Raw genomic sequence first — 12,231 nt, 5'->3', positions numbered from 1 at the left:
ACTTTTTAGTACCTATCGAAAGGAGAAAAAATGCGATGAAAAAATATAATATTTCGGTGGAAGCAACGCTCGAAGTTATTGGCGGCAAGTGGAAATGTGTCATTCTATGCCACCTAACGCACGGGAAGAAAAGAACGAGCGAACTAAAGCGGCTTATCCCATCCATCACGCAAAAAATGCTCACACAGCAATTGCGAGAGCTAGAACATGACGGTATTATCAATCGGATTGTCTATAACCAGGTACCGCCAAAAGTGGAATATGAATTGAGCGAGTATGGCAAGTCGTTGGAAAGTATTTTGACGGCTTTGTGTAATTGGGGTGATGTTCATATTGAACGGACATGCGGGGATCGTTTGGAGTTTCTAGAAGACAGTATTTTAAATAAATGAAAAACCCTGGGGAGTTGGGGCCCCAGGGTCTTCCTATATAGAGTGAGAGGTTCACATCATCGGCTCAGCGAAGCGACAAGCGCTAATCTCCGTCGTTAAAAGCTCCGTTCCGATGCTCACGTACGTAAGTACGCTCCGCTTCGGTACTCGCTTTTGCCTAGGATCTCAGCACTTGTCGCTTCGCTGAGGTTTGGTGGGGGCTTCATGTTTTAAGAGATTTAAGAGCATGAAGTCACCGTTTTATTTTTAGTCACGGCCGTCTTCTACGATGGAGAGTTCTGTGTCTACGTCGAAGAAATGGGATTTGGACATTTCGAAGGCGTATTTGATTTTGTCGAACGGTTCGTGGGTGGAGCGTGAGTCTACGCGGGCTACGAATTCGTGGGAGCCTACTTTGGAGTGTAGCATGAATTCTGCTCCGGTTAGTTCGGCAACAACGATTTCGGCGTCGAATGTAGAGCCTGGGCTTGCTTCGATTACTAGTGGCTCGTCGTGAATGTCTTCTGGGCGAATACCGAATGTTACTGCTTTGCCGTCATAGCCTTTGTCTTTTAGCACTTTTAGTTTACCTTCTGGGATTTCAATGCTGAAATCGTCGCCGATAAATTGTGTGCCGCTGATTTTGCCTTTAAAGAAGTTCATTGCTGGGCTTCCGATGAAACCTGCGACGAACATGTTTACTGGGTGATCGTATACTTCTTTTGGTGAACCGACTTGTTGGATGACGCCGTCTTTCATAATAACGATACGTGTCGCCATTGTCATCGCTTCGGTTTGGTCATGGGTTACGTAAATCATTGTTGTGTTTAATTGTAAGTGTAGTTTCGTAATTTCGGCACGCATTTGTACACGAAGTTTCGCATCAAGGTTAGACAAAGGTTCATCCATTAGGAAGACTTTTGCGTCACGGACGATGGCACGGCCTAGTGCTACACGTTGGCGTTGACCACCGGATAATGCGCTTGGTTTACGTTTTAGGTACTCGGTTAGGCCTAGGATGTTGGCTGCATGTTCTACGCGCTTCTTGATTTCGTCTTTAGGCATTTTGCGTAGTTTCAAACCGAAAGCCATGTTGTCATACACGGTCATATGTGGGTATAGTGCGTAGTTCTGGAAAACCATGGCGATGTCGCGGTCTTTTGGTGCGACGTTGTTCATTACTTTGCCGTCGATGCGAAGTTCGCCTTTTGAAATTTCTTCCAAACCTGCAATCATACGTAATGTTGTTGATTTACCGCAACCAGATGGTCCGACAAAAACGATGAATTCTTTATCCGCGATTTCAAGGTTAAAATCCTCTACTGCGGTTACTTTGTTATCGTATATTTTATAAATATGTTCCAGTGATAGTTGTGCCATGTTCGTTAACTCCCTTTCAAAATGTTTTCGTTTAACTTTGATTTCATTGTATATGAAAACGCTTCACGAAAACTATGTCAGGTTGCACAAAGAATAAAATTTGAAATTGGGCAGGTTGCATAAGCTGCCGGAAACTAGATTGAAAATGGATCGTTCACAGTAGGCGGGATAGACTCGGCAAGTAGTTGGCGTAGTAGTTTTTCATCCGTGACGATCCATGGTTTTTTATTGGAGAGTAAGACATCTTTGTTGCGGAGGTCTGCTAGAACTTGCGCGGCGAAGGCTCTTGAGGTGTGTGATAATTCGGCGAGTAAGTCATAGGTCAGAAATTCAGGGAGTTCGACTTCGTTTACACCTTTCCTAAAGCCCATGTCTAGTAGTTTATCCAGCGTGAAATAGAGACTTCCTTTGCCGTCCATGCGGTCGCGGATAACATTGTAAAATAGCTTGGTACGGTTGTTTAGCAGGTGTTGTAGTAGGATTAAGTCGCCGTTTTCTTCCTGCATAATTAATTTGCGGAAAAAGGAAAAATCGATTTTCCACCAAGTAACTTTTGTTAGGGCGGTGAATTCGGAGGCGATGGGTGTATCTTCTTCGGTAATTGGTAGCAGCGGGAAGTCGCCGGGCTGCACGATATAAGAGAAATCAATGCCTAGAAGTCCGGTATATTTATATTTTAGGTGGCCGTATTCGATGAGGTAGAAGTATTTTGGTTGGCGAGCGGTAGTTACGATTTCGCCTTTTGCCAAGCGTTCCTCGATACAATGGTCGTAGAATAGGTCGCTTTTTTTAAGGATTTTTAAAACGTTGCTTGGCGATGCGATGGATTGTAGCGTTTCTTTTTGATACATAGTGGAAATGCTCCTTTCTGGATTTCGAATAGTATATTATACCCTAGGAGCAAACTTTTAACGCATAGAAAAAACCTGATTCTCCGATAGTGCGTGGGAAAATCAGGTCATTATTTTTAGGCTAAAATAGTTGTTAGTTTGTCAGCCATTGAAGTCCAGCCGTATTTAGCGCCTTCGATTGCGCCTTCGCGGGCTTTCGTTTCTTCGCTGAATCCGGATTGGTCAAGGCGTAAGCGAACTGTGTTGTCAGCTTCTTTCGTTACTGTCCATACGACAGTTGTTGTTTCGCCAGCGCTTGCCCATGTGTAGGAAATGCTATTTGGTTCATCGATTGTAAGGACTTCGCAATCAACAATGCCGTCCCACCATTCGGAAGGCTCTGCGCGGAATTGGAATTTGTGACCTACTTCTGCTTTGAAATCGTTGTTCCAAATCCATTGAGCCAGAACGTTTGAGTCGGTTAGTGCGTTCCATACTTTCTCTACGGTTGTTGCGAATGTGAAATCTAATGATACATCTGGTTTCATGTCTTGTTCCTCCAATATTTGTTTTAGTTTTAAAAAGCTTTCGTTCCAAAAATTCTCGTAAAAGGATACCCAGTTCTGAACTTCCTGCAATGGTGCGGCGTTCAAGCGGTATCGTGTTTCTCTTCCTACCTTGCGAGCTGTGACAAGATTCGCTTCTTTTAAAATTGCCAAGTGCTTAGAAACGGCTGTACGGCCCATTTTAAAATGTGGTGTGATTTCATATAAAGGCAATTCCTCGCTATTTGCCAAAATTCGAAGTAGCTCCCGTCTTGTCGGATCAGCAATGGCATTGTAGACATCTTTCGACTGATTCATATCGTTAACGTCCATCACATTCACTTCCTTCGTTATGGATAAAATAATAGGACACCTTTTGTTGTCGTTTTTATTATAGGACACCATATAGTGTCTTGTCAAGTTTTTTTATGGAAATGGGTATGACTTGTGAAATATTCGGGAAGCGATTATAATGAAAAATAGCTATAGAAACGTTTCGATAAAATGTTTCTGTTTTTAGATGTTAACTTAAGAATGAAAACGCTAACTAATGGGTTTTGTGATGATTTTGGTGAAACGTTTAGAATTATGAAAAGAAAGTTGAGGTCAAGTGATGAGAGTATTGAAAGGGTTAGAAAATAATAGGTTTGAGTTGAAATCGGAGTCTGCATGTGTGTCGTTTTTGAAAAGTGGGGACTTGTATGCGGCGGATTTCGGTGACACGATGTTGAATCAGGTTTGGGCGAACGAGATTGATGGTTCGATGAATAATTTGTTTTTGCGGGTGTTTCGGGAGGACGGGACGGTGGATTCGGCGCCGTTGCTTGGTGTGAAATCGGAGAGTGAGGTTGCTTTTGGGAAGCGGCAGGTGCGTTATACGGGGGCTTTTGAAGGGGTTTCGTATGAGGTTTTATTTGTGCTTTCAGAGCGGGATTGCTGGTTCTGGGACGTGAAGTTGTCTGGGAATGGCGAGACGGTAGATGTGATTTATGGGCAGGATGTTGGTTTGGCGAACGTTGGGGCTTTGCAGGCGAATGAGGCGTACGTGGCGCAATATGTGGATCATCGGGTTTTTGAGGACGCGGATTGTGGGTATGTGGTTTGTTCGAGGCAGAATCAGGGGGACAAGGTGTTTCCGTATTTGCAGCAGGGGTCTTTGACGCGAAATGTTGGTTTTGCGACGGATGGGACGCAGTTTTTTGGGCTGGCTTATAAGACGTCGAATGTTGCGGAGGTGTTGCGCGGTGCGGATTTGCCGAGTGAGGTGTATCAGTATGAGTTTGCGTATACAACGTTGCAATCGGAGCGTGTGAGGCTGGACGGGGACGCGAGGTTTGTTTTTTACGCGCTGTTTAAGGAGTCGCATGCTGAGGCGGTTACGGAGCTTGGGTTTATGGATGAGGTGCGGATTGCTTGGCGGGAGGTTGAGACGGAGAGCGGGTTTGTGGCGCAGGATCGTGTGTGCAAGCGGGACGATATTGGGGATGTGTTGCGGACGGTGAGCTTGGACGGGGATGCTTTGGAGCGGTTGTACCCGGAAAACGTGCGGTACCAGGAGGAATGGGACGGGAATCAGTTGTTGTCTTTCTTTACGGGAAGCCATGAGCATGTGGTTTTGAAGGAGAAGGAGATGATGATGGAGCGTCCGCACGGGCATATTTTGTTCAGCGGGGACCAGTTGCGGGTTGATACGCCGATTTTGACGTCGACGCTTTATATGGCGGGGATTTTCAATGCGCAGGTCGTGATGGGAAACACGTCGATGAATAAAATGATGACGAATGTGCGAAACTTCTTGAATGTGCTGAAAACGTCGGGGCAACGGATTTACGTGAAACTGGCTGGGAAATATGAGTTGCTCGCGATGCCTTCTGCGTTTGAGATTGGATTTAATTATGCGAAATGGGTGTATAAAACGGAGACGGAGACGTTGTTTGTGTCGGTGTTCACGACGGTGGACGGGGCGGAGATGACGCTGGATGTTCAGTCGGAAAGCGGGAAGGCATACCCGTATTTGGTGACGAATCAGGTTATTATGAACGAGAATGAGTATCGGACGGCGTTTGGGATGGAACGTGACGGGAATTTGTTGCGCTTTTCGGTAGACGCGCAGGCGGTTCCTGGGAAGGTGTATCCGGATTTGACGTATTATTTGCAGGTGAATGCGGCGTTTGATGTTGTGGATGCGAGGCGCTTGATGGAGAATGCTACGGTGGGCGCGGGGTCACTTGTTGTGCTGGACTTGGCGGCTACGGCGGAATTTCGACTGGTGCTGCAAGGGAATTTGGACGGTGCGGATTTTGAAGCTCGTGCTGGTATTTTTGATGTGGAACGTGAGAAATATCGGGCGCATTTTGCGGAAGTGATGCATGATTTTTCATTAACGCAAAATGGAAAAGAGACTGCGGAACTGCGCAAAATGAACGCATTGACATGGTGGTACACGCATAATATGTTTGTGCATTACTTGGTGCCACATGGTTTAGAGCAGTACGGCGGTGCGGCTTGGGGAACGCGCGATGTGTGCCAAGGTCCGATGGAATATTTTATGGCGATGCAGCGTTATGATATTGTGAAGTCGATTTTGACGCGGGTCTTTTCGCATCAGTTTGATGATGATGGCAACTGGCCGCAGTGGTTCATGTTTGATGAATACGCGAATATTCATGCGGCGGAGAGCCACGGGGATGTGATTGTTTGGCCTTTGAAAGCGGTGAGTGATTACTTGCTGGCGACGGATGATTATTCCATTTTGGACGTGAAAGTCCCGTATATGAGTCGTGAAAAACTGGTATACACGGATTACGAAGTGACGATTTATGAGCATTTACAAAAGGAGATTAGTTATATTACGGATCATTTCTTGTTTGACACGTATCTGTCTTGTTATGGCGACGGCGATTGGGATGACACGCTTCAGCCACATGATGCTCAGTTGAAGAGCAATATGGCGAGCAGTTGGACGGTGGCTTTGACGTACCAAACGATGAAGCAGTTTGCTAAAGCGATTGCAACGTTTGATCCGCAGAAATCACAGGAACTTGAGAAACTGGTAGCAGGAATCGAAGCGGATTTTAATACGTATATTTTGTCTACGGATGTTATTCCTGGTTTTGTGTACATGGAAACGCCGGAACAAGTGGAGTTAATGATTCACCCGACGGATCGCAAAACTGGCATTCAGTACCGGTTGTTGCCGATGACGCGCAGTATGATTGGGGAGCTTTTGACGCCAAATCAGGCGGAGTCGCATTATCAGCTTATTAAACGGGAGTTGCAATGTCCAGATGGTGTTCGTCTGATGAACCGCCCCGCAACATATCAAGGTGGTGTTAGCACGAATTTTAAACGGGCAGAACAAGCCGCGAATTTTGGCCGTGAGGTTGGTTTGCAGTATGTCCACGCGCATATTAGGTTCACGGAAGCGATGGCGAAACTTGGCAAGAAAGAGGAAGCATGGCACGCGCTAAATGTGATTAATCCGATTAATATTAAGGATGTCGTGCCAAATGCGGAGCGCCGCCAAAGCAATGCGTATTTCAGTAGTTCAGATGGCAAATTCAAGACGAGATATGAGGCGCAAGAACAGTTTGATAAGTTAAAAACGGGAGATGTGACGGTTAAAGGTGGCTGGCGAATTTATTCGAGCGGTCCGGGAATTTATTTAAATCAGCTAATTACGAATGTGCTCGGAATCCGCACGGTTGGTGAGGATTTACTGCTTGACCCTGTGCTGGTTGACCGTTTGGACGGCTTAACATTCCAATTCACATTTGCAGGAAAACCGGTAACTTTCTGCTATCATTTGATGGGGAATTCGAATCGTCACGTGACGCTAAACGGCGAAGCGATAGCAACAGAAACTGCGCAAAACCGCTATCGTGAAGGCGGAATTCTCCTATCGAAAGCCGCGCTAGAATCAAAGCTCCAAGCAACAGATAATACGATTGAAATTTATATGTAATTTTGACTTAAAATAAAAACGTTTCGATTTTTGCGGTGTTCTAATTTTGCTAAAAAAATAATGGTTCTCCGTGTTATACTAAAAGAAAGTCACGCGATTTTAAAGGAGAACGGTACATGAAAAATGTCATTATTGTCGGAGCGGGCGGGCACAGTAAAGTAGCGCAAGAATGTATCCAGCAACAAGGCGAATACAAGATTGTCGGCATTCTAGATAACAAGTTCACCGCGTATGAAAAAATAGGTGAGCAATTCTACGCCCCATTCACCGACTTTGAACAATTTAAAAACGAAACCGACTACTGGTTCATAGCAATCGGCGATAACAAAGTACGAGCAAAAGTGGCCGAACAACTTGGCGATGTCGCGTATGCAACGATTATTCATCCAACAGCGATCGTCTCACAAACGGCTACCATCGAACCCGGTAGCATCATCATGCCAGTCACCGTCATACAACCAGATGCCATCGTCGGCCGCCATACAATCATCAATACTGGCGCCATCATCGAACACGACGTCATCATCTCCGAATCTGCCCACATCTCCCCAAGAGCAACCATCACAGGCGGCGTCAAAATCGGAACCTGCGTCCATGTCGGTGCTGCAGCCGTCGTGAATCCGCAAGTCCAGCTCGGCGACTATTCCATCATCGGAGCCGGCGCAGTCGTGACGGCAAACACCGAGCCACATCAAACATACGTCGGCATCCCGGCTAGAAAATTAGAAAAATAAGCAAAAACAAACCAAGATTCCCGTCACAATCAGGATCTTGGTTTGTTCTTGCCGGTACCACCTTATGATAAAATATAAATCGGAGGTGTCCCAATGAAATCTGAACAATTGGTAAAACAGTTTTTTGAAGAAGTCCGATCTGGTCGTCATCCTGAGCGCGCCGCAAAATATATGGCAGAAACGATTCACGCACACCAAGTTATTTCAGAAAATACCCAAACTGTTGTGAGAACGCCGCAAGATTACACGGATCATGTGCACGAAATGATAGAAGCCTATGGCGATTTTTCTGTAGAATTGCAAGAATGTATTGCAACCGATGAAAAAGTATATGTTCGCTGGAAGCAAGTCGGCACGCATATCGGCACCGTAGATGGCTATGAACCGACAGGATTACCCGTGATTGAAATCGCAAGCGCTGTTTACCGCATTCAAAATGAGAAAATTGTGGAGTATTGGATTCAAATAGACCGAGCTGGAATTGAAACGCAGCTAAAGCAGAATAAAGCATGAATCATTTTATATAATAGAACAATAACCCTCACTGTCCCCAACATACTATGTCTACCAGGTGACAATCACTCTTTTTCCTCGTCAAATGATGCCGTTATCAATTGAAATTTGGGCCCATCAGAAGTAAAATTGTATTGTTTAGCAATTTCAATACATGACAACAAAAGAGGAGGAAAACAGCTTTGCCTAAAAATAGACTAGAAGCTTTTAGCGATGGTGTTTTTGCTATTATTATCACAATTATAGTTTTAGGTATGACCTTGCCAGCGAGTTTTACCGTAGCAAACATAGAATCGTTCATGTGGGATATCTTTATTTTCATTGAAAGCGGCCTGATTATCGGGCAGTTTTGGTATTCACACAGCCAACTTCTTGACCAAGCAAAATCAATTCCGGTAGTAGGTGTCTTTTTGAACATCTTGTTTTTGCTGGTTTTATCACTTGTTCCATTATTTACAAGAGGCGTTATGGAAAGTCCTGATTCAACATCACCAATTATAGGTTTTGTCGCTACGATACTTATTACATCGATTATTTACCAATTGCTACTCTATTATTTAAATGATAGAAATATGCGGGTGGATAATTGGAAGTTTCGCATGGCTAGTTTTATATTTGTTATTGCGATTGGCGTCATCAGCTTTTTCTCTCCACGTGCCTCATCGGTACTGTTCATTATTTTTCCAATCATCGGATGGATTGTAAAACTTATGAGCAGTAGAGCAGAAATTAAATAAGAAAACCAGAACTTGTTCACAAAGAGCAGGTTCTTTTTTGTACCTGAAAACAAGAGTTTTACGGGCTTTTGTCGAAAAATGCAGTATGTAAGAAATTCACGTTGTAACAGAAAATACAATATAAAGCTCCCGAAAGTGTCAAGTTGCTGTTTTTATTCCAAGCTAATTTTTATAGAATGATAAAGTAAAGTAATCAACCTATTTTTTTAGTAACAGGTTCGCGACAACATACATTCGGACAACAACCTATGGAAGGGGTTATTGATGTGAACGGTTTAATGGAACTGTACGAGAAAAAAGAAGTCGAACAACTATTCAACGAAAAAAAGCTGATAGACCTTTTAATGAACGCACATCGAGTGATTCCGAAAGAAAAGAAGGTAAACAAAAATCAAGTTCTTATGGAGGAAGGCGAAAAAAACGAACTTGTCTTCTACATTAAACAAGGAATCGTCGGTTTTAAAAAATATGATACATTTTTAAATTTCTCAAAAGAAGCGCATTTTGTCGGATTAGAAACTTTTCTTTTCAACGACATTCAACCATACACTGTGATGGCGCTAGAAAAACTAGAAGTACTTGTTTTCAAAAAAGTCGAGATCCTAGATTTGCTAATGGCGATGCAAGAAGGTTGGCTATACCTGTACCTTTTAAATAAAGAAGAAAAAAATAAGATACAAAAAAGTTGCTCCTACCTACATCTCAAGGGGAATCAAAGATCAAAGAAAATGTTGATGGAATTGGCGAAAGATTTCGGAATTTCAGATGGTGATGCGGTTGCTTTACCAAAATGTTTTGGAAAAAAGTGCGTCACCAATTATTTAGGACTGAGTTTCAACACAGGAAAGTCGCTGTTCGAGAAATTCAGACGAGAAGGTTTTCTCCTACCAGCAGATCAAGAAAGTTTCTTCCGAATAAATAAAGAAAATTTCTAAATAAAATTTTGAATAGTCAAGCTATATTATAAATGAAACATAGAAAACAGGGGGTGCACATATGCCTTTTCAAAAGTTGCTCGGGCCTGATTCCAGCTAAGTAGGGAAATATCCAGGTTAAAAAAATAATTCAAATTATAAGGAGGCTAAACAATGAGTCAAGGTGGTAACTTAAATCCATTGGTACCAATGACAGGTGGTGGCCCTATTATCGGCGCAGCAATGCTCCAAGGGTACCCGCTAATGGCAGCGACGATCGGTGTCGGAATTGCAGCAGTGACAGCCGTTCTCTTGTTTGCTAAGAATAAGCGCAAACAGCACGACCACGCATAATAAGTAAAAGGGAGGGGCTCCAATGGGGGCTCCCCAAAATTAGGAGGACACAAAATAATGAAGAAACACAAAGCAATGAAAAGATGGGGCACAGGTATCTTAACAGGTGTACTGGTACTAGGTAGCTTAACGCCAGTAGTTCAGCCTTATAAACCTGTATCCGCCGCAGAAAACACGTTAAAACAACTACAAGCAAGTGGTCAAGGTAGCGTCAGTGACGTGATGTTTGAAGATTTAAATGGTAACGGCAAACAAGATGCTGGTGAATCAAAAGGCATTGCTGGAATCAAAGTAGAACTTCACAATGACCAAGGAACATTAGTAGGTACATCAACAACAGGTGCAGACGGCAGATATAGTTTTACAGATTTGCCAGATGGCACTTATTATCTTCACGTTGATATGTCTACTCTACCAACAGATGAAAGACTATACACAACAGAAGGCATCAACGGTTCTGATGGTAACTCAACATACTTCACGATTACAGACGGTAATGCTGTAACAGGTTATCATTTCGGTTTTTATCCAAACGAAGCGCCTAAACTAGGTAGTGTTAGTGACGTGATGTTTGAAGATTTAAACGGAAATACAACACAAGATTCTGGTGAAAAAGGTGTAGCCGGAATTAAAGTCGAACTATTTAACACACAAGGTTCGTTAGTAGCAACGACAACAACAGGAGCAGATGGACGTTACACATTCGCAGACGTACCAGACGGCACATACTATGTCCATGTTGACTTATCGACTATCCCAACGAACGAAAAACTATACACAACACAAGGCATCAACGGAGCAGATGGCAACTCTAGTTACTTTACGATTTCAAACGGTAACGCAATCACTGGTTTCCACTTTGGCTTCTATCCACAACAAGGCGCTATCCAAAGCTATGTCTATAACGATGCAAACAAAAATGGACAAAAAGACGGCGGAGAAGCTGGTATTAGCGGTGTCCACGTTGCTTTATACACGGAAGCCGGAGCAAAAGTAGCTGATGCAACAACTGACAGCGCTGGAGCATACCATTTTGACGCAATTGAACCAGGTAGATATTACGCAAAAGCAGATATTCCAGATGGTTATAAATATCAATCAGGTGCTGAATTTGGTGCTGACGGAACAACAGGTTACTTCACTGTAGCAAGTGAACAAACACTTCGCAATGAGTTGAATCTAGGTCTAAGTACATCAAATAGCTCTGCAGTTAGCGGTAAAGTAACAGATGCAGCAACAGGCGCAGGACTTGCAAACACACGTGTTGAACTACGTGATGTACAAGGAAATCTAATTGACTCGCAACAAACAGACACAAATGGTAATTACAACTTCACAGCTCTAGCAGCAGGAAATTACTATACAAAAGTAGTAATCCCAACTGATTACAGCTTTGCGAGTGGAAATGGCTACGGTAACGATGGTAACAGTAACTACATCCAACTAGATGGTAGCAACTCATCAACTAGCTATTCTATCGCATTAAGAAAACAAGTAACAGACAGCTCTGCAATTAGCGGTAAAGTAACAGATGCAGCAACAGGTTCTGGACTTGCAAACACACGTGTCGAATTACATGACGTACAAGGAAATCTAATTGATTCACAACAAACAGACACAAATGGTAACTACAACTTCACAGGCCTAGCAGCAGGAAACTACTATACAAAAGTAGTGATTCCTAGCAACTATGATTTCGCAAGCAGTAACGGCTATGGTAGTGATGGTAACAGTAATTACATCCAACTTAATGGCGAAAACACATCATCAGATTACAGCATCGCGCTAAGAAAACAAGCCAACACAACGATTTCAGGTGTTATTAACACACCAAGCGGTCAAGGTGTCAGCGAAAACGTATCTCTTTACAGCGTAGACGGTACACTTGT

At 43.4% G+C, this 12,231-nt stretch carries 11 protein-coding genes; 8 read left to right on the top strand and 3 right to left on the bottom strand.

Annotated elements, in window-relative coordinates:
- The first annotated feature begins 35 nt into the window (after positions 1 to 35).
- Positions 36 to 392: a winged helix-turn-helix transcriptional regulator gene (locus EP57_RS02345; protein ID WP_036083859.1), complete on the top strand. Its 357-nt coding sequence runs from the start codon at positions 36 to 38 to the stop codon at positions 390 to 392.
- Positions 393 to 638: 246 nt separating this feature from the next.
- On the opposite strand, the gene EP57_RS02340 is transcribed toward EP57_RS02345, so the two are convergent.
- From EP57_RS02340 to EP57_RS17405, 3 genes are all read right to left on the bottom strand, one after another.
- Complete coding sequence (locus EP57_RS02340) at positions 639 to 1,751, bottom strand: ABC transporter ATP-binding protein (protein WP_036083858.1); 1,113 nt, start codon at positions 1,749 to 1,751, stop codon at positions 639 to 641.
- A gap of 134 nt (positions 1,752 to 1,885) precedes the next feature.
- The gene (locus tag EP57_RS02335) at positions 1,886 to 2,602 is read right to left on the bottom strand and encodes a cyclic nucleotide-binding domain-containing protein (protein ID WP_036083857.1); all 717 of its coding nucleotides are present in this window, start codon (positions 2,600 to 2,602) and stop codon (positions 1,886 to 1,888) included.
- Between the two features lie 116 nt (positions 2,603 to 2,718).
- Complete coding sequence (locus EP57_RS17405; protein ID WP_077916751.1) at positions 2,719 to 3,459, bottom strand: metalloregulator ArsR/SmtB family transcription factor; 741 nt, start codon at positions 3,457 to 3,459, stop codon at positions 2,719 to 2,721.
- 280 nt (positions 3,460 to 3,739) lie between these two features.
- Between EP57_RS17405 and EP57_RS02320 the strand changes: the two genes are divergently transcribed.
- The 7 genes from EP57_RS02320 to EP57_RS02290 form a co-directional block, all read left to right on the top strand.
- Positions 3,740 to 7,090 carry a GH36-type glycosyl hydrolase domain-containing protein gene (locus EP57_RS02320; RefSeq protein ID WP_036083856.1) on the top strand — a complete coding sequence of 1,117 codons (3,351 nt, stop codon included), beginning with the start codon at positions 3,740 to 3,742 and terminating at the stop codon, positions 7,088 to 7,090.
- Positions 7,091 to 7,206: 116 nt separating this feature from the next.
- A complete protein-coding gene (locus tag EP57_RS02315) occupies positions 7,207 to 7,824 on the top strand; it encodes an acetyltransferase (RefSeq protein WP_036083854.1) in 618 nt (205 codons plus the stop codon).
- A 93-nt stretch (positions 7,825 to 7,917) separates the two neighbouring features.
- A complete protein-coding gene (locus EP57_RS02310; protein ID WP_036083851.1) occupies positions 7,918 to 8,337 on the top strand; it encodes an ester cyclase in 420 nt (139 codons plus the stop codon).
- Between the two features lie 182 nt (positions 8,338 to 8,519).
- The gene (locus EP57_RS02305) at positions 8,520 to 9,074 is read left to right on the top strand and encodes a TMEM175 family protein (protein WP_036083849.1); all 555 of its coding nucleotides are present in this window, start codon (positions 8,520 to 8,522) and stop codon (positions 9,072 to 9,074) included.
- Positions 9,075 to 9,340: 266 nt separating this feature from the next.
- Positions 9,341 to 10,009, top strand: coding sequence for a cyclic nucleotide-binding domain-containing protein (locus EP57_RS16320; RefSeq protein WP_052167492.1), 669 nt, complete (start codon positions 9,341 to 9,343; stop codon positions 10,007 to 10,009).
- Between the two features lie 153 nt (positions 10,010 to 10,162).
- Positions 10,163 to 10,342 carry a hypothetical protein gene (locus EP57_RS02295; protein WP_036083847.1) on the top strand — a complete coding sequence of 60 codons (180 nt, stop codon included), beginning with the start codon at positions 10,163 to 10,165 and terminating at the stop codon, positions 10,340 to 10,342.
- 57 nt (positions 10,343 to 10,399) lie between these two features.
- On the top strand, positions 10,400 to 12,231 hold a 1,832-nt coding region (locus EP57_RS02290), incomplete at its 3' end, for an MSCRAMM family protein (RefSeq protein ID WP_036083845.1).

Source organism: Listeria booriae, assembly GCF_000766865.1.
GTDB lineage: Bacteria > Bacillota > Bacilli > Lactobacillales > Listeriaceae > Listeria_A > Listeria_A booriae.
The sequence above is the reverse complement of the archived record's forward strand: the minus strand, read 5'-3'. Positions and strand labels throughout refer to the sequence as shown.